The organism is Methanobrevibacter arboriphilus, from assembly GCF_019669925.1.
Classification (GTDB): domain Archaea; phylum Methanobacteriota; class Methanobacteria; order Methanobacteriales; family Methanobacteriaceae; genus Methanobinarius; species Methanobinarius arboriphilus_A.
Genome location: NZ_AP019779.1, coordinates 151,594 through 172,549 on the forward strand (window position 1 = coordinate 151,594; position 20,956 = coordinate 172,549).

The following is a 20,956-nucleotide window of genomic DNA, read 5'->3' on the forward strand; positions in this document are numbered from 1 at the left end:
TATAATTATTTAATATTGTTCGTTTATTCTTATTTTTACTCAATAGTTTAAAATTTCAGTGATTTAAATGGATTCTAATTTAAAAGAAGAATTTGAAAGAATTAAAAAAGAATTATCTAAAACAAAAACTGAATTAGAATTAGTTGAAAATAAATTAGAATATTGTCAAAATCGTTTATTAGATATTAGAAATGAGAAAGACAATCTTAAAAAAGAAATCATCAAGTATGAAACTATTGATATTGAAAAAAAATTAAATGATTTTCAAAAATTATCTGATGAATTTTTAAAGCAAAAACATAGATTAGAAATTACAAAAGAGCTTTTAGATGATTCAAGAGAAGAAATACTTCTTTTAAAAGAAATTATCAATGATTTTAAAAATCTAAGTTCATTTGATTTTATTAGAAGTAATTATCCTAATAATATTGATGAGTATTTTATAAAATATGAAAAATATGCCAAATATAAAAATAAGGATCATATTAAATATAAAAAATAATTAAAAGAGTATATAATTAAACTATGATAACTATAATAAATTACAATATACAATATATTACATAATTATTATATTACAAAATATTTACATAATATTATTATACAATATATAAAAAATATTATATTAAGAATTATATTAAGAAATATTATATTAGGAAATATTATATAAGAAATATTATATTAAGAAATACTATATTACAAAATATTTACATAATATCATATTAAATTATTATATACGCAATATATTAGATATAGTAATCTTATAATGATTATAAGAGGTAAATAAACATAAAATCATAAGTATAAAAGTAATGAGGAGTTTATATGGAGACACAAAGAATATTAGTTACTGGTGGGGCAGGTTTTATTGGAACTAACTTATGTAATGAATTAAGAAACAGGGGTCACGAAGTTTTAGCTTGCGACCTTTTACATAAACCGAGGGATAATTATATTCGTGCTGATGTTGGTAAGTATCGTCAGATTGAACGTGTCTTTGAGGAAAATGATGGCTTTGATTTTGTTTATCATTTAGCTGCCGAGTATGGTAGATGGAATGGTGAAGGTTACTATGAAAACTTATGGGAAACTAATGTTATAGGAACTAAACACATGATTCGCTTACAAGAAAAACTTGGTTTTAAAATGATATTCTTTTCTTCTGCTGAAGTTTATGGTGATTATGATGGAGTTATGAGTGAAGATGTAATGATCAACAATCCTATAAAGGATACTTATCAAATGAATGATTATGCAATTACTAAATGGGCTGGAGAATTAATGTGTATGAATTCAGCTACAATGTTTGAAACTGAAACTGTTAGAGTTCGTCCTGTAAATTGTTATGGTCCTTATGAAGAATATTCTCCATATAAAGGATTTATCCCGATTTTTATTTATAAAGCTCTTCATAATCAAGGTTATGATGTTTATGAAGGACATAAACGTATTATTGATTATGTTGGAGATACTGCAAATACCTTTGCTAATATTGTAGATAATTTCATTCCTGGTGAAGTATATAATGTTGGAAGTAAGCAAGAATGGGAAAAAGATATTAGAGAATATTCTGATATTGTTCTTAATGCAGTAGGTATAGATGACTCTCTTGTAACTTATCATGAGGCTGAGCCTTTCACTACAAAAGTAAAAACTATTGATTTTTCAAAAGCTATTCGTGATTTAAAACATAATCCTAAGGTTTCTCCTGAAAAAGGAATTGAAAAAACTGTTGAATGGATGAAAGAATTTTATAATATCGATTAGTTTTTAAAATAAGGTAATAAAATGAGTAAAATTGTAGCTATTATCCCTGCATTTAATGAAGAAGTTGCTTTAGGAAGTGTTATCTTAAGAACTTTACAATATGTGGATAAGGTTATTGTTGTTAATGATGGAAGTTCTGATAAAACTGAAGATGTGGCTAAATTAGCTGGTGCTGAAGTTATTTCTCATTCTAGTAATTTAGGGAAAGGTCAGGGATTAAAATCAGGATTTGACTTTGTTCAAGCATCCAACGAGAATAATAATTATGATGAATTTTTTAGTATAATAGTTACAATTGATGGTGATGGTCAAAATAACCCTGATGAGATTCCACAACTTGTTGCACCTATAATTTCAGGTGAAGCTGATTTTGTTAATGGTAGTAGATATATAGAAGGTTCAAAAGAAGATGATACTCCTGGATATAGGCGTGTAGGTCAAAAAGTTTTAGATAAAGCTACTAATATATCTTCAGGATTAAATATTACTGATTCTCAAAGTGGTTTCAGAGCATTTTCAAAAAAAACTATTCCTTTTTTTAAGCTTAATGATTCTGGTTTTGGAATTGAAAGTGAAATGCTTTCTGATGCTGCTGAAGCTGGAATCAAAGTTGTTGAAGTTCCAATAACTGTCCGATATGATTTAAATGGGTCTACTGAAAATCCTATTACTCATGGAGTTGGCGTTCTTTTAAAAATAATTAAGGGTATGGAACTTAGAAGACCTCTTATTTACTTTACATTACCAGGGTTTATAATTTTCTTAATAGGAATTATTAGTGAGATATGGTTTTTAAATGACTATTTAAATGGCACAAGTATTAATTTTGGCCCTACTGTTATAGCTATAATGTTAATAATAGTAGGATTATTTTTAATGTTAAATGGGATTCTTTTAGATTCTATTAGAAAATTAATTAATAGGAAATTATAATGCATTAAGATTAATATAGATTAATATTAACTATATAACTATATTTAGTTTAATAAAACTATATTAGTATTAAATTTAAAATTCTTCCAATTCTTCTTCTATTGTATCCCAAAATTCACATGCCCAGCTGGCTTCTCCATCAATAATCATATCTAAAAGTCTTAATTGACCATTAGCTAATCTAAATAATCGATAATCAGTTTGTTGTTTTTTCTTTTTCCCTTGTTCTTTATTACAATCTAAATATAATCCTTCTGAATAATTTTCTTCAAAATCACCAGACTTTACAAAATCTCCAACTAAGGAATATCCATTAGAAACACTTTTATCTAATTTTTCAATGGTTTTAAGCCAACCACCTTCACTTCTAAATTTCATTCCAGGATCAATGTTTGTTATCTCTTTTTGCCAGTTTAATATCATATAAAACCCTCTTAAACTTTTTTAAATTTTAAATTCTCAAACTTTAGAATTTTAAATTATTAAATTTCTAAAGTTTAATAGAATTATAACTATTTATTATAATTATTATAATAAAAAAATTATGAACATAAAATAGAGTATACTATTTTATTACATAATTATTCATGTTTATCCATTTCGTAACTATTTATCCTTAATAAAGATATAATTAAAGAAATATTATTAAAATATTATTAAAATATTATTTTAATTTGTGGAAAATATCTTTATCTTATGATTTATAGCTATTTACAGAAATATAAGGAATTACCAATTTTTTCAATAAGGATCGTAACTTATTGAAAAATATAGTATATAAAATAAAATATAAATGAATAATCCTAGAGCATATGATAAGTATTCTTTGAATTAATATTTTTTAAATTAATTTTATTTAAATTAATTTTCTTTAATTAATTTTTATTTAAAATATTAACAATAATAGCTATTTTTAATACTATGATTATTTATTATAATAATATTTATACTATATATTAACAAAGATAATATTATAGTATATTAAATATATCTATTATAGCAAAAATATATAATGATATGATAATTAATAATATTATATGATAATTACATTAATGTTAAATAATTAGATAATTTTTTATAACATAATATAATATTTCAATTGAGTAATTTTATTTAGATAAATTTATTTTTACGTTATTAGATAATTTTATTTAGATAATATTGCTATCATTTTATATTGAATATTATTTATAATAATTACAATGATTTTATTTCAATTTTAATAAATTATAAATATTCGTGATTTAATGAAGATACTTGATAAATTTAATATAATTCCAAACAATCCTAAACTTTTTAATATGGCTTTTATGCATAAATCTTATGGTGTAAAACATAATATTAGCTATGACTATGAAAGATTAGAGTTTTTAGGGGATGCTGTACTTAGTATGATTGTTTCAGAGTACTTATATAAAAAATATAAAAACATTGGAGAGGGAAATTTAACTAAATTAAGGTCTAATTATGTTTGTGAAACTGCATTAGCTAACTATTCTCATGAATTAGGCCTAACAAATATGATAAAATTAGAACTTGATGATAATAAAGTTAGTATAAATGAAATTTTTTCAATTAGTGCAGATGTTTTTGAATCTCTTCTTGGTGCAATTTACTTAGATCAGGGTATAGAAAAAACTAGAGAATTTCTTTCACAAACTGTTTTCCCTGCTATTGATGAAGAAATAATATTTTTCAGTGATTTTAAATCTAAAATTAAAGAGTATGGCGATGCTAACGAGCTTAATGTGGAATATAAACTAATCGAAGAATATGGTGCGCCTCATGATAAAACTTTTGTTATAGGAATATTGGTTGATGATGAGGAAATCGGAATAGGAACTGGTAAAAGTAAGAAAGAAGCTGAGCAAATTGCTGCACAAAAAGCTATTGAAAAATTAGGAATTTAATAGTGTTGTAATATGAATTAACAATATTATAATTAGAATATTATAATTAGAATATTTTAATTAAAAATATTATAAAGATATAATACTATATGGTTATTAATAAGTATTATATTAAAAATGTAGATAAATATTATTGTTAAAAGTAGTATAATGTTAAAGTATTATAGTTAAGAATATAACTAAAAATATAACTAAAAATATTATAATTAAAAATAGAAATAAATTAAGTTTATTGATGGATAAATTTGTCTGATTTAAAATATTAAAATATAAAATTAATTGTTTTTGGATCTATAGTCTTCAATAGCTTTTTGGAGAGCATCTGCAGCTAGATTAGAACAATGCATTTTAACTTTTGGAAGACCATCAAGAGAATCAGCTACATCATCTCTACTAATAGCATATGCTTCATCAACTGTTTTTCCTTTAGCTAATTCAGTTATCATACTACTTGTAGCTATAGCTGCACCACAACCAAATGTTTTAAATTTTATATCATCAATTTTATCATCTTTTACTTTAATATAAATAGTCATCATATCTCCACAAGTAGGGTTTCCTACAGTTCCTTCTCCATCAGGATTTTCAATTTCCCCTACATTCCTAGGATTAGTAAAATGATCCATAACCTTTTCTGAGTACATATTTTCACCTTAAAAATTTTCTATTTGATAATATAATATCTTATTTGATAGTATTAATTGTTTATATTTATTTTTTAATGTTTATAAGATTTTACTTTTAAGAGATAATTAACATCTAATTATATAAGTATATTATATAGTATATTAATCAGATATCACATCTTTTTGTATTATCTTTCAATAAAGACTCTTCTTTCTCCCAGATTGAAGACATACTTCTAAGTTTTTCAACAATTGGAGGTATTTCTTTAATAACAGTATCAACTTCTTCTTCTGTATTTTCAGGACCAATTGTTAATCTTAAAGACCCGTGTGAATCAACATCTTCTAAACCTATAGCTTTTAAAACATGGGAAGCAGTAAGTTTCTTAGATGAACATGCGGACCCAGTTGAACCATCAATTCCTTTCGCATCAAGCATAAGTACTAATGATTCGCCTTCAATTCCTGTGAATCTGAAATTTATATTTCCTGGAAGCCTTTTTTCAATATTTCCGTTTATATAAGACTTTTCAACAGAATTTAATATTCCATCAATTAGCTTATTTCTAAGATTTGTTATATAAGGAATATTTTCATCTAATTCTTCTTTTGCTAGTCTACAAGCTTCACCTAAACCAACGATTCCTGCAACATTTTCAGTACCTGGAGATAAATCTTTTTCTTGACCTCCTCCATATAAGATAGGTTCTAATCTAGTTCTTTTCCTTATATATAATGCTCCAACTCCTTTTGGTCCATATATTTTGTGTGATGATATAGATAATAAATCAACGTTTAATTCATTTACATCAACTGGGATTTTTCCAACACTTTGAACTGCATCACTGTGGAATTTAATATTGTTTTCTTTAGCTATTTTTCCAATTTCTGCTATAGGTTGAATTGTTCCAATTTCATTGTTAGCATGCATGATTGTTATTAGTATAGTTTCTTCCTTTATTGCTGATTTTAAATCTTCTACTTTAACAATTCCTTCTTCATAAACTGGAAGATAAGTAACTTCAAATCCTTTTTTTTCAAGTGCAGAACAGGTTTCCATTACTGCAGGATGTTCGATAGCTGAGGTTATAATATGGTTTCCTTTCCCAGCATTATTTAGTTTATAAGCAATTCCTTGGATAGCAATATTGTCAGATTCAGTTCCACCACTTGTAAATATTATTTCATCATTATTTGCACCAATTAATTTAGCTACATTTTCTCTAGCTTCTTCCATTCCTGCTTTTGCTTCTCTTCCAAGAGAATAGAACGTAGATGCATTTCCAAAAGATTTTGTAAAATAGGGTTCCATAACTTCAAATACTTCTTTTCTCACAGGTGCTGTGGCTGAATGATCCATATATATCATAATATCGCTCCTTTGATTAGTTTACTATATAATATTTTTTATTATATAATTTTATTATATAATATTTTTATTATTTATTTAAATATTAAATTTTAGGTTATTTTTTATCATTATATATAAAAATTAATCAGTAATATATCAATAGTTATTATCTTTTTCTTTTATATTAAAACTATTGAAAATTTAATAATATATTTATTTTTTAAATATAATTTTAATAGAATTTTAAATTATACTTTTAAATATATTTTTATTATTCTTATTATTCTCATTATTCTAAAAAAACTTTATTTTTATTATTCTATTTTTTTATTAGATATATTAATATTAGATATATTAGTATTGAATGTATTTTTATTAGATATATTATTATTAAAGATATCTTTATTAAAAATATTTTTATTAGAGATATTTATAGTTTTAATATGATTTTTTAACTTATAATCATTATTAATTAACTTGATTAATATAGTTTAACTGATTAATATAGTTATAACTTTATAAAAACAATTTTCGTATACAATTTTCGTATAGTATAATTTAAGATAATTTAAGAATTTAAAATATATGAAGATAAAAAGAATATTTAATAATTATATAATATATAGGTCTTTTTAATATATTCAATATTAGAAATATTATTGATATTAGAAAATAAAATATACAGACCTGTATACAGACCTATATACAGACATATAAATAGATAGACTTATAAAATCTGATTTTTATTTATAATACATCAGAATATTCTTTATAAATATCTTCAAATACCCAATCCATTGAAAGATATCTTTCACCAGTATCAGGTAATATTACTACTATTCTTTTTCCTTTATTCTCCTCTTTTTTAGCTAATTGAATCCCTGCATATGCTGCAGCTCCTGATGAGATTCCTACAAGAATTCCTTCTTTTGCAGCTAAGCTTAACATGGTTTTTGAAGCATCTTCATCTTTTACTTGAATAATTTCATCAATTAACTCACTTTGATATATGTCAGGTACAAATCCTGCTCCTATTCCTTGTATTTTATGAGGTCCTGGATTTTCTCCAGATAGTACTGGTGAAGATGCAGGTTCAACTGCAACGATTTTAACATCAGGATTTTTATCACTTTCTTTTAATTTTTTACCTACTCCAGTTACTGTACCTCCAGTACCTACACCACCTACAACAATATCAACATTTCCATCAGTATCATTCCAGATTTCTTCAGCTGTAGTATTATAGTGTGTTTCAACATTCACTGGATTTGAAAATTGACGAACTGAGAAACTATTATCAATCTCTTCTAACAATTCATCAGTTTTTGCTATTGCACCATTCATTCCATTTGCTCCAGGGGTCAATACAATTTCTGCTCCAAAGATAGCTAACAACTTTCTTCTTTCAATTGACATTGTATCGGGCATAGTTAAAATAAGTCTATAACCTCTACTAGCTGCAACAAAAGCAAGTCCAATACCAGTATTTCCACTGGTTGGTTCGATAAGTACTGTGTCTTTATCTATTAAACCTTCTTCTTCAGCTTTGTCAATCATTCCAACAGAAATTCTATCTTTTACACTGCTAAGTGGATTAAAAGACTCTAATTTACCTACTAGCTCTGCTTTTAAATCAGGGTCTTGATTATTTATTTTTAATAATGGTGTATTTCCTACTAATTCAGATACATTGTTTGCAATTTTTTTACTAGTCATTTTTTCATCTCAATATATTTCTTTTTTAATCTATGATTATCTTAATAATTTTGAAATAAATTATTCTTAATCTTTTGAAATAGTTATCTGGTCTCGGATATTGATTTTTCTCAATTTCTGGTATTGATTTTTCTCAATCTTCGATATTAATTCCTATTTCATTTAATTTATCTCTGATTTCATCAGATAATTGATAATTTTTAGATTCTCTTAATTTTTCTCTAGTGTTTATTATAATTTCTAATAACTCAGAAGATTTATCTTCTTCAACTTCCTCTTTTTTATCAAATAAATCAAGCCTAAATACAGAATTAAAATCTTTCAAAAGAGATAAAGATTCTTGAATAAATTTATAATCATCTATACCAAGTTCGTTAGCTTCTTTCTCATTTATTATTTTAATATTGCTATTGATAGTTTTTGTAAAGCTTAAAATTGTAGCTAATGCTTTTGGAGTGTTAAAATCATCATCCATATTTTTTAAAAATTCTTCTTTAGCTAAATTAACTTTATTTAAATTATTTTTATCTAATTTATTTTTATTTAAATTATCTTTATCTAATCTATTTTTATCTAAGTTATTATCTAAAGTATTCTTAGAATTTTTAGACTCTATTTCATTTGTTTCATTGATAATTTCAATGGAAGAAAATTCTTCTAATTTTATTGAAGTGTCTTTTAAGCTCTCTATTGTTTTATTTAATCTATCAAGATTTTTTGAGGCTTGTTCTAATGATTTTGAAGAAAAATCAATAGGACTTCTATAGTGGGTTGATAGTACGAAAAGTCTATATGCCATAGGATCCCATTTTTCAAGTAAATCTCTAATTGTTATAAAGTTTCCAAGGGATTTTGACATCTTAACACCATCAACATTTAAGAATCCTGTATGCATCCAATATTTTACTAGTGGTTCTTTTCCAGAAATTGCTTCCATCTGTGCTATTTCTGCATCATGATGTGGGAATATTAAATCAAGACCTCCACCATGAATATCATATTGAGGACCAAAGTATTTTTCAGTTATTGCAGTATCTTCAATATGCCAACCAGGCCTACCATTTCCCCATTTGGATTCATAGTATGGATTTTCATTGGTTTTTTTCCATAAAGCAAAGTCTTTAGGATCTTTTTTTGTTGAATCAACATTTATTCTATGAGAATCAAGCTTTTCTAAATCTCTGTTAGAAAGTTTCCCAAAATCTTTAAATTTTGAAGTTTCGAAATAAACTCCAGTTTCAGTTTCATAAGCAAATCCTTTATCAATTAATACTTGAATTTGATTGAAAATCTCATTCATATGATATGTAGCTCTAGGATAAAGATTTACAGAATCAGCATTAAGCTTTTTCATATCTTCTTTAAACCTTTTTTCGTAATATATAGCTAAATCTGCAGGGTCAGTATTATTCTCTTTAGCTCGCATGATAATTTTATCATCAATGTCAGTAATATTTTCTATATAAAATACTGAGTATCCAATAAATTCTAAATAGGATTTTATCATATCAAAGGCTATATATGTTCGACCATGCCCTATATGAGCATCATCATAAACTGTGGGGCCACAAACAAAGAGATTAATGTTTTTGTTATATTTTTTTTTTCCAAAGAACTCTTTTTCCCGCTTCATTGTATTATATATTAACATTTTTTACCTCTTTGATTTTATATATTATTTCTATTAGTTAATATTTGCTATTAAAAATATTTTTAATATTCCATAAACCACACAAAATGCTTAAATAAAATGAAAATATAATTAATAGTTTATATTACAATTGTTATATTAATAATTATAGTATATAAATGTTGATAGTTATAGTATTTAGATGTAGATTATACAAGAGGTATAATATAATAACATAAAATACATAATATAACAAAAACATATAATATAACAATTGTTATATTTGTTATCATTATATATAAATGTAATTATTTTTGAGTTTTGTTAAAATAATTTAATAGTAGTATTAATACTAATATTAATAGTAATATCAATACTAATCTTAATAATAATACTAATAATAATATTAATAACAATACTAATAAGTAAAACTAATAATTATACTACTTTCATTAATAATAATAATAATAATAATAATAATATTGATAATAATAACCAGTAATAACCAGTAATAACCAGCAATAACTAATAATAACTAATAATAATCAATAATAATCAAAACAATGATAATAAGAAAGAATAAAAATATAGTGCAAAAAATAATAGTTATAAAAAACATAACATATACTAATAATATTTTCTATAAAGTGTTAAATGGTGAAATTATGGGAGAAAATAGTGTTGATACTATTGATGAATATATATCAAATTATCCCGAAAATATTCAGAAAATCTTAGAAAAAATTAGAAAAACAATAAAAGAAGTTGCACCTGAGGCTACTGAAAAAATAAGTTGGGGAATACCTACTTTTTACTTAAACAAAAATTTAGTTCATTTTGCAGCCTATAAAAAACATATTGGATTTTATCCAAACCCAAGTGGAATTGAAAACTTTAAAGATGATCTTTCAAAATACAAAACATCTAAAGGCACTGTCCAATTCCAGTATGATGAACCTATACCATATGATTTAATAAGAAAAATTGTTGAATTTAGAGTTCAAGAAAACAAACAAAAGAAATAAAAATAAAATAATATTTATAATTATAAAATATTTTATATTACATTATTATTTTTTATAAAAACACAAAAACAGAATTAAATATATTTAAATTTTTATTTTTAAAGAGAGTATTTTTCCATTTTTATTTTTTTATTTTTGGGATGACTTAAAATAATCTTTGTTCAATTACTATATATATTAAGATGAACAATTTCTAAAAAATTATAATATACTATTTTGTTCAAAAATACTTTTAAATTTAGATTTTTGTTCATTGAACTTGTAATTGTGAGTCATCGTCATTTCAGATTTATAATTTTTTATATTTTATTTTTTTTATATTATTTTTTTAGTAGATATAGTACTCGACAATTGATTTGAAAATGATAATAATTATTAAATTGTTTAAAATCTCTTAAATTAGATTTAGCTGAATTTTATTAATATCCTATTTGCATTATTATTTTCAAAAGTTTTGTCTAATACTATATTGGTTTATTTTTTTGTGATAGTTATTTTACTTTTTATTTTTCTTTTATTTTTAGTTTAGAGACGGGGTAGCTATTGTTTTTTGTTTTTAGGTAGTAATATTTATATAGGAGTATTTTTATATTATATATTCTGACATAGTGAGTGTTCATTTTTCATTGTGTTATGTTTTTTTTATATTTGATTGATATGGATCAGGAGGTAAAAAAATAATGAAAAATAAAATTATGAAAAGTGTTTTGTTTAATAAGTTTTTTGTTTCGTTTGTTTTGGTACTAGTTTTTTTATTTTTGTTTAGTGTGTCTAGTGTTAGTGCAGATGAGTATTATTTTAGTAGTGGTAATATTACAAATAGTAGTTTGCAGGGTGTTATTGATAATAGTACTCCTGATGAGGTGATTATTAATCTTGATGATGGTGAGTATTCTATGGGTCAGATTAATATTACTCGTAATGCTACTATAGTAGGTAATAGTAGTGGTAATGTTAAGATCAATGGGTCTGGTACTTTGTTTAATATCACTGCATCCAATGTTAAACTTATTAATTTAACTATCACTGGTTATACTAGTGCTATTGTTGGTAATAGTAGTGATTTAACGGTTACTGGTAATAATATTACTACTAGTGGTGTTAGTATTAATATTAGTAGTTCTGGTGGTAATTTATCGAATATATTGATTGAGGATAATGTTATTGTTTCTTCTGTTAGTAATAGTGATTATGGTGCTGTTTTTGTTAATGGTAATGGTATGGCTATTTCTTTTGTTTCTTTTATTAATAATAGTATACGTGGTAATGGTTATAGTAATTCTAATGGTGTTCGTATTAATTCTAAGGGTTTACGTAATTTGACTTTTGATGGAAACAACATCACAGGAACATCACGAGGTGTTTTGCTGTCTGCATCCAGCAGCAACAACACCAATATAACCTTCGCCAACAACAACATCACAGGAACAACGTATGGTGTTTATCTGGGTGCAACCAGCAGTAACAATACCAACATAATCTTCGCCAATAACAATATCACAGGAACATCAGGCAATGGTGTTTATCTGTATGTAATCATCAGCAACAACACCAATATAACCTTCGCCAACAACAACATCACAGGAACATCACGAGATGTTGAGCTGTATGCATTCAGCAGTAACAATACCAATATATCATTTGCCAATAACAATATGACAGGAGCCTCTGGTGTTGCTCTGTCTGTAGGCAGCAGCAACAACACCAATATAACCTTCGCCAATAACAATATCACAGGAACATCAGGCAATGGTGTTTATCTGATTGCATACAGCAGTAACAATACCAATATGTCCTTTGCCAATAACAATATCACAGGAACATCAGGCTATGGTGTTTGTCTGTATGACTATTCAGCAGTAAATACCAATATGTCCTTTGCCAATAACAATATCACAGGAACAACGCATGGTGTTTATCTGTATGCATCCAGCAACAACAACACCAATATAACCTTCGCCAACAACAACATCACTGGAGTGCGTTATGGTGTGTCTGTTTATTCTGATAATATTAATGTTGGTGGTGTTTTGTTTTTGAATAATACTATAAATGCTACTAGTGGTAATGGTTTTATTTTTTTTAATAATGGTGCTGCTATTAATGTGACTGATTTTATTATCAGGGGTAATAATATCTTTGCTAATAATACTGGTTTGAATTTCAATGGTCTTAAAAATGGTTCATTGGTTAATGTTACTGTTGAGTATAATCGTATATTGTCTCCTGTTGGAGTGAATATTACTAGCTTTAATGACAATAGTAGTTTTAATTATAATTGGTGGGGTGTTAATGACATAACTGGCAAAACTTTAGGTGTTGATACTGTTAATCATTTTATTTTGAATGTTACTAATCTTACTAGTTTGGATAGTGTTAAATTTGGTGATGATGTTAGTTTTGCGTTTTTAGTACTGAACACTAGTATGAATAATAGTGGTGTTGAGTATTTGCCTTATTTTGTGGTGAATGGTACTTATAATGGGGTGAATTTCACTGTTAATAATCTTAGTAATTTTACTGATAATTGGACTGTGTCTAAAGTTGGAGATAATGCGAATGTTTTTGCTGCGACTTTGGATAGTCAGAATGTGGGTTTTACATTTAATGTAAAGGCTGATACTAATTCTACTATTAGTGTAGATGATGTTCATGTTGGTACTATTGCTGTTATTAGTGGTCAGTTGGATAATTATGCTGGTAATGGTTCTGATTTGTTGAATGTTACTGTTGATGGTAACCTTTATGAAAATGTTGTTATTAATAGTACTGGTGGTTGGAATTTAACTTATTTGACTAATCGTACAGGAAACATCACAGTAACTGTTAATTATTCTGGTAATGATAATTACACATCATTTACTAATACTAGTAGTTTTTCTGTGTTGAAGAATAGTACTAACAGTACTATATTGGTTCCAGATGATGTTCATATTGGTGATACTGGGGTTATTACTGGTCAGTTAGCTAATTTCACTGGTATCGGTAGTGTTAATGTTACTGTAGATGGCAAAATTTACAATAATGTTGCTGTGGATTCTACTGGTGGTAATTGGACTGTGAGTCATTTAACTAATCATACAGGAAATTATAATGTTATTGTTAATTATACTGGATCTGATGCTGCTAATTTTACTGGTTTTATTAATAGTACAAGTTTTGAAGTTACTAAGTTAGCTAGTAATTCTAGTATTGTTATTCCTGTAGATATTAAGGTCAATGAAACAGTTTTAATTTCTGGTTTTTTATCTGATGAGAATAATAATCCAATATCTGATGCTATTATTAGTGTTATTGTTGGTGGTGAGTCTTTTAATGTAACTACTGATTCTGATGGTGGTTGGGGTTTAAATTATACTCCTGAACATTCTGGTGTCTTTAATTTATCTCTCTTTTATCAGGGTGATAGTCGGTATGATGGTTTTGTTGAAAATAAGGCTTTTAATGTTAGTAAGTTAGCTACTAATTCTAGTGTTAATATTCCAAGTAATGTTAAAGTAGGAAAATCGATTACTGTTTCTGGTGTTTTGACTAGTGGTGGTAAACCATTGGCTAATACTAGTGTTCTTGTTATTGTTGATGGTAAAACTTATAAAGTTACTACTAATAATATTGGTGTTTGGAAACTTTCCTATACTCCGAAAAAGGCTGGAAAATCTACTATGAAGGTTTCTTTTGCTGGTAATAATGATTATCTTGGTTTTAATGTTAGTAAAACTTTTGATGTTATTGGGAAAGTTAAGATTAGGATTGTTAAGATTTCTAAGCTTGTTAAAGTAGGGAAGTATAGAGGTTTTAATCTTTATAGTAAAGTTTACACTATTAAAAATGTGGGATCTGCTTTAGGTTCTAAGGATTATGTTAAGTATTTTAAGAATTGGTATTTGGAGAAATTGTCTAAGACTAGTAAAATTGTTAAGTATCAGTTTAGTACTAAATCTAGGGTTTTAAAGGTTCAAGTTAAGAATTTAGGTGTTGGAAAACAAGTTAAAATAAAAATACTAGTAACATACAAAAAAAGACAATAATATAAATTATCTATCTAATTTTAAAATTTTATTTGAGGGATGATTATATTTTCATTCTTCCTTATTTTTTTATCATTGTTAACTAACCAAAACATTTATAAGTAAAATATAACAATAGTTATATTACACTGTTATATTAAGAAAAAAACATTATATGCATAAGTAGAAAATCTATGTATAATATTATCAAATATTTATTAAACTATTAAACAATCTATTAAATTAAATATAATATGAAATAATATTGATTTAGGATAAATGATAAATAATACTGATTTAGAATAGTAATATTGATTATAATGTATAATAATTTTCTTAATACTGATAATAATTGAATTCTATATTAAATTTTAATTTTCATTAATTAGAAACAATATATTTAATATCTCTAAATAGGATATAAAAGTATAAAATATACAAAATAGTAGATTAATTAGATATAAATCTTAATTAATAGCTAATAAGTATTATATTGATAATCCTATTATGTCAAGTTTTATCTAGTTAAATAACAGTTATAGTAAAAATATTAAAACTAGTATCCTATTAAAACTAGTATATAGTACATAATATATATTTAAACTTATATTAATATAGATTAATATTAAAGATAGATTAATGTTAAAATAGATTTAAATTTAATAACATTAAAATTCTCAAAATTAAAGGTGTTTTTAAAATGACTGAAGATAATAACAAAAAATATGGAAACAGGACTAATGAATTACATGCTGGACAAGAAGAACCAGATCCAGTAACTGGTGCAAGAGCTGTGCCTATATATCAAACAACTTCGTATGTTTTTAATGATACAGATCATGCAGCAAATCTTTTTGCACTTCAAGAATTTGGACAGATTTATTCAAGATTAACAAATCCAACTAATGATGTTCTTGAACAGAGAGTTGCAGCTATTGAAGGAGGAATTGCAGGTTTATCCTTTTCATCAGGAGCTGCTGCAATAACAACTTCAATATTAAACTTATCTAGTGTAGGGGAAAATATTGTATCTGGTGACAACCTTTATGGTGGTACTTACTCTTTATTCAATAATACTTTCCCTAATTTTGGGCGTGAAGTTAAATTTGTTGATTCTCAAGATTTAGATGCTTATGCAAATGCTATAGATTCAAATACTAAGGCATTATTTGCTGAATCACTAGGAAACCCTAAATTAGATGTTCCTGACTTTGAAGGATTAGCTAAAATAGCTCATGAAAATGATATTCCTTTAATTGTTGACAATACTTCTGCTGTTGGACTTGTAAAACCAATAGAACATGGTGCAGATATTGTTGTTGACTCTGCTACTAAATTCCTTGGTGGTCATGGTACTACTCTTGGAGGGTTAATTATTACTGGTGGTGAATTTGATTGGGCTAATGGAAAATTCCCAGAATTTACAACTCCAGACCCTGCATATAATGGTTTAGTATATACTGAAGCTTTCGGTGAATTAGCTTATATAATAAAAGCTAGAGGAAACTTCCTCAGAGATGTTGGACCAACATTAAGTCCATTTAATGCATTCTTGTTATTACAAGGAACTGAAACTTTATCTTTAAGAATTAAACAACATAGTGAAAATGCTCTTGAAGTAGCTAAATTCTTAAAGGGTCATGATGCTGTTTCTTGGGTAACTTATCCTGGACTTGAGGACGATCCATCTCATAAAAATGCTAAAAAATATTTAAAAGGAGGATTCGGTGCTTTAGTTGGTTTTGGTATTAAAGGTGGAATTGAAGAAGGTAAAAAGTTCATAAATGGTGTTGAATTATTATCTCACTTAGCTAACATTGGAGATTCTAAATCTTTAGTCATACATCCAGCTTCAACTACTCATTCTCAATTAAGCCCAGAAGAACAATTAACTACTGGTGTTACTCCTGATTCTATTAGATTATCTGTTGGAGTGGAAGATGTTGAAGATATTATAGCTGATATTGATCAAGCATTAAATAAAGCTATTAATTAATTCAATAGTTAAATGTTAAATTATTAAATAAATTTACTTTAAATAAACTTTTATTAGCTAAAAAATATTAGCTAATAACTTTTATATTAATTTAATTTGTTTTTTAACTTTTTTTCTAATTTTTTATTTTTAATTCTTACTTTTTATCAAAATATTTATTAATCAAAATTTACTAATATAATAAATATTACTATAGTTATATTTTTATTATGATTTTTATATTAAAATGTAATACTTGTTTCTTAAATTTCTTATTTAAGTTTAATATTTAAATTGAATGTTTAAATCTAATAGCTACATCTAATATTTACATCTAATATTTAAATTTAATATTTATTCTTATTTATTAAGATTAATTTTATTCTTAATATCAAGATTCTAACTTAAATTATAACTATTGTAATATTATATAATATTAAATGTATTTAATTAACAGTTAAAATAAATTATAGGTTATATTAAAAATAATATTAAATTATATATAATTAAAATAAAATATAATTAAAATAAATATATTAAAATAAATAATAATATGTAAACTAATATATTAAAACAAATTGTAATATATTAAATTGTAATATATTAAATTATAATATGTTAAACTAATATATTAAAACAAAGTGTATAAAATAAACTATAATAAAATAAAATCTATTAGAAAAATTAATATTAATGAAAAATATAATATATGTTGTTACTATGAAAAAAGAGTCTGTTGGTTCTGTTGAAACTAAATTTTTCAACATGGATAAAGATTTAAAATTAGAATCAGGAAAGGTTCTCAAAGATGTTACTATAGCTTATGAAACCTATGGTAAATTAAATAAGGAAAAAAATAATGCTATTTTAGTTTGCCATGCATTGTCTGGTGATGCACATGCTGCAGGTTGGCATGATGAAGATAGAAAACCTGGCTGGTGGGAGATATTAATAGGTCCTGGAAAAGCACTTGATAGTGAAAAATACTTTATTATTTCCTCTAATATTCTTGGAGGTTGTAGTGGGTCAACTGGACCATCTTCTATAAATCCTGCTACAGGTAAAACATATAATCTAGATTTTCCAGTTATCACTATTAAAGATATGGTCAAAGCGCAAAAAAAACTTGTAGAAAACTTAAACATCGATAAACTATTAGCTGTTGTCGGTGGATCTATGGGTGGAATGCAAGTTTTGCAATGGATTGTTTCTTATCCTGATATGGTTAAAAAAGCTATCCCTATAGCAACCACAGCTCACTCTTCACCTCAACAAATAGCTTTCAATGAAGTAGGGCGTCAAGCAATAATTACAGATCCTCATTGGAATGATGGGGATTATTATGACAAAGAAATTGGTCCAAGAAATGGACTAGCTTTAGCTAGGATGATAGCCCATATTACTTATCTTAGTGATGAATCAATGTATGAAAAGTTTGGAAGAGATCTTAAAGATAAAAAAGAAGTTAGTTATGATTTTTCTATGGATTTCCAGGTAGAGAGCTACCTTCACTATCAGGGAGATGCATTTGTTAAGCGTTTTGATGCTAATTCTTATCTTTATATAACTAAAGCTATAGATTATTTTGATCTTTCAAGTAATGGCTCCTTAATTGAAGGTTTTAGGAATATTAAATCTAAGGTTCAAATAATAGCCATTGATTCTGATTGGCTTTATCCTCCAGATCAATTAAAAGATGTTTTAATGGCTTTGAATGCTAATAATGTTGATGTTAGCTATGCTGAATTGAAATCTACTTATGGTCATGATGCATTTCTTTTAGAAGGAGGGCAACTTAACTATGTTGTGGCTAACTTTTTAACTAATACCTTAGCGGAAGATCTTATGGATGAGAATGTTTCAGCCATTAAAAAGGATATGGAGCTTAAAGATGTTGCAATGCTTATGATGGCTGATTATGTAACTCATCTTCCTGTTGTTGATGAAGATAATAGGTTACTTGGTATTGTTACAGCATGGGATTTGTCTAAATCTATAGCTCTTAATTGTAGTAGTCTAGATGAAATAATGACAAAGAATGTAATTACTTGTAAATCTGATGAAACTATAGACTCAATTTCAAGAAAAATGAGAGAGAATGATATTTCTTGTTTGCCTGTAGTTGATGATGATTTTAAAGTAGAAGGGATTATTACAACTGATCAGATTAGCCATTTATTAAGTGATTAATTATATTTAATTTATGACCTATAGTAATAAGTTATATATTAATAGCTTATATCAATATATTATATATTAATATATATTTAGATTATATGGCTATGATTTAATCATATAATTATATTTTAATGATATTACTTTTAATAAACACTATTAATAAAATTATATTATATATGGAACATTATAGGGGATTATATATTATAATGAGATAGTTCTAATATAGATATTTCTAATATTTATTATTTTAATGTTAATTATTTAATATTAATAATTCATTTACTAGTAATATATTTTTACTAGTCTGTATGGTTTATATATAATATTTATAAATTATTGTAAATTGATTATTATGTTTAAAAGAATTAAAGAAGATTTATTAATGGTGCATATTAGAGATCCTGCAGCAAGAAGCTCATTTGAAATTTTCTTCTGCTATTCTGGAATACATGCTATTTGGTATCACTTAATTTCTCATTATTTATGGAATCATGGTCATTATTTCTCAGCAAGACTTATTGCATCTATAAATAGATTTTTTACAGGTATTGAGATTCATCCAGCTGCTAAAGTTGGCCGCAGGGTTTTTATTGATCATGGAATGGGTGTGGTTATTGGTGAAACTGCAGAAATAGGGGACGATGTTTTAATGTATCAAGGTGTTGTGCTTGGTGGAACAAGTACAGTTAAAGAAAAAAGACATCCTACTGTTGGTAATGGTGTTGTTATTGGATCAGGTGCACTTGTAATTGGTAATATATATCTCGGTAATGGTTCAAAGATTGGAGCAGGTTCTGTTGTTTTAAAAGATGTTCCTATGGGCTCAACTGTTGTAGGTGTTCCAGGAAGAGTTGTTCATGAAAAAAGAAAGTGTGCAATGGATCAAGAACATCAAAAACTTCCTGATCCAGTTGAAGAAAAATTAGAAAAGCTTGTTGAAAAACAAGAATATTTAGAAAAAGAAATTGAATCCCTTAAAAAAAATAAATAAGAATGTTTTATAAACAAGTACTTTTTATATATATATATTTTTATAATAATTAAAAAGAAATATTATAATAAATTGGATAATTATAATAAATTAGATGATAATTATTAAGTAATAATTAAAAGATTAAATTAGATAATTATAATAAATTGGATAATAATTAAAAAATCATTGGAAAAGAGTTGTTAAAAAATGAAACCTCCATGTGAAATTGTTGTATGGTATTTAATACCTGGAATAAGATCTGTTTTAGCTAAAGAACTTTTTAGTTTAGGAATGAAACAAAAAGAAATTTCTGCAGTTTTAGATATTACACAGCCTGCTGTTTCTCAATATCTTAGTGATAAGAGAGGAAATGAGGTGGGTTTTTGTGATGAAATTTTAGAAATGATAAAAGATTTAGCTTATGATTTAAAAAACGAAAAAGTTGATAAAAGAGAGCTAATCCCAAGAATGTGTGAAATTTGTAGAAGAACAAAAGCTGAAGACATATTGTGTATGTTACATAAAGAGAAAGATGTAGTACCTGAAGGCTGTAAAGCTTGTTTAGGTAGTAATGCTGATAGTAATGAGATAATCGATAAAAAAGGAAGAATTTCTACTGAAATCTGTAAAGCTTGTTCTGATGATCCTGCTGATTATATTCCTTTTTATGATATCTAATTAAACATTTTTAAATTCAATATATTTAAATTTAATATTTAAATTTAGTATATTTAAATTTAATATGATTATTTTAATATAATTTATATTACTTTAATGTTATTTTATATTAATTACTACTATTTTATACTTGATATTGTATATTATTTTAATGTAATTATTGAATATAATATTTAATATAATAATT

Annotated in this window: 14 protein-coding genes and 1 pseudogene; 10 read left to right on the forward strand and 5 right to left on the reverse strand. The window is 25.5% G+C overall.

The window, feature by feature from the left end; translation table 11 throughout:
• Positions 1–67: 67 nt before the first annotated feature.
• From MarbSA_RS00705 to MarbSA_RS00715, 3 genes are all read left to right on the forward strand, one after another.
• Positions 68–502, forward strand: a complete 435-nt coding sequence (locus tag MarbSA_RS00705; RefSeq protein ID WP_054835966.1) for a hypothetical protein — start codon at positions 68–70, stop codon at positions 500–502.
• 323 nt (positions 503–825) lie between these two features.
• Complete coding sequence (locus MarbSA_RS00710) at positions 826–1,767, forward strand: NAD-dependent epimerase/dehydratase family protein (RefSeq protein ID WP_221061632.1); 942 nt, start codon at positions 826–828, stop codon at positions 1,765–1,767.
• A gap of 21 nt (positions 1,768–1,788) precedes the next feature.
• Positions 1,789–2,700: a glycosyltransferase family 2 protein gene (locus tag MarbSA_RS00715; protein ID WP_054835691.1), complete on the forward strand. Its 912-nt coding sequence runs from the start codon at positions 1,789–1,791 to the stop codon at positions 2,698–2,700.
• Between the two features lie 75 nt (positions 2,701–2,775).
• Here the strand turns inward: MarbSA_RS00715 and MarbSA_RS00720 are convergent, their stop codons facing one another.
• A complete protein-coding gene (locus MarbSA_RS00720) occupies positions 2,776–3,123 on the reverse strand; it encodes a hypothetical protein (protein WP_042703861.1) in 348 nt (115 codons plus the stop codon).
• An 824-nt stretch (positions 3,124–3,947) separates the two neighbouring features.
• Between MarbSA_RS00720 and rnc the strand changes: the two genes are divergently transcribed.
• On the forward strand, positions 3,948–4,610 hold the full coding sequence (gene rnc, locus MarbSA_RS00725; protein ID WP_221061633.1) for a ribonuclease III: 663 nt from the start codon (positions 3,948–3,950) through the stop codon (positions 4,608–4,610).
• A 275-nt stretch (positions 4,611–4,885) separates the two neighbouring features.
• Here the strand turns inward: rnc and nifU are convergent, their stop codons facing one another.
• From nifU to cysS, 4 genes are all read right to left on the reverse strand, one after another.
• On the reverse strand, positions 4,886–5,254 hold the full coding sequence (gene nifU / locus MarbSA_RS00730) for a Fe-S cluster assembly scaffold protein NifU (RefSeq protein WP_042703863.1): 369 nt from the start codon (positions 5,252–5,254) through the stop codon (positions 4,886–4,888).
• Positions 5,255–5,402: 148 nt separating this feature from the next.
• Complete coding sequence (gene nifS / locus MarbSA_RS00735) at positions 5,403–6,602, reverse strand: cysteine desulfurase NifS (protein WP_054835798.1); 1,200 nt, start codon at positions 6,600–6,602, stop codon at positions 5,403–5,405.
• A 732-nt stretch (positions 6,603–7,334) separates the two neighbouring features.
• Positions 7,335–8,303 (reverse strand): cysteine synthase A, encoded by a 969-nt coding sequence (gene cysK / locus MarbSA_RS00740; protein WP_221061634.1) that lies wholly within the window; start codon positions 8,301–8,303, stop codon positions 7,335–7,337.
• Between the two features lie 133 nt (positions 8,304–8,436).
• Positions 8,437–9,954, reverse strand: coding sequence for a cysteine--tRNA ligase (gene cysS / locus MarbSA_RS00745; RefSeq protein ID WP_221061635.1), 1,518 nt, complete (start codon positions 9,952–9,954; stop codon positions 8,437–8,439).
• 644 nt (positions 9,955–10,598) lie between these two features.
• Here cysS and MarbSA_RS00750 point away from each other — a divergent pair.
• The 6 genes and pseudogenes from MarbSA_RS00750 to MarbSA_RS00775 form a co-directional block, all read left to right on the forward strand.
• Positions 10,599–10,958: an iron chaperone gene (locus tag MarbSA_RS00750; RefSeq protein WP_054835968.1), complete on the forward strand. Its 360-nt coding sequence runs from the start codon at positions 10,599–10,601 to the stop codon at positions 10,956–10,958.
• Between the two features lie 680 nt (positions 10,959–11,638).
• Entirely contained in the window at positions 11,639–14,986 is a 3,348-nt protein-coding gene (locus MarbSA_RS00755) for a beta strand repeat-containing protein (RefSeq protein ID WP_221061636.1), read from the forward strand.
• 679 nt (positions 14,987–15,665) lie between these two features.
• Entirely contained in the window at positions 15,666–16,961 is a 1,296-nt protein-coding gene (locus tag MarbSA_RS00760; protein WP_221061637.1) for an O-acetylhomoserine aminocarboxypropyltransferase/cysteine synthase family protein, read from the forward strand.
• A 699-nt stretch (positions 16,962–17,660) separates the two neighbouring features.
• Positions 17,661–19,130 carry a homoserine O-acetyltransferase MetX gene (gene metX, locus MarbSA_RS00765; protein ID WP_042704652.1) on the forward strand — a complete coding sequence of 490 codons (1,470 nt, stop codon included), beginning with the start codon at positions 17,661–17,663 and terminating at the stop codon, positions 19,128–19,130.
• A gap of 340 nt (positions 19,131–19,470) precedes the next feature.
• The gene (gene cysE / locus MarbSA_RS00770) at positions 19,471–20,109 is read left to right on the forward strand and encodes a serine O-acetyltransferase (RefSeq protein ID WP_052332201.1); all 639 of its coding nucleotides are present in this window, start codon (positions 19,471–19,473) and stop codon (positions 20,107–20,109) included.
• Between the two features lie 189 nt (positions 20,110–20,298).
• A pseudogene (locus MarbSA_RS00775) lies at positions 20,299–20,661 on the forward strand (transcriptional regulator); the annotation flags it as partial.
• Positions 20,662–20,956 lie beyond the last annotated feature (295 nt).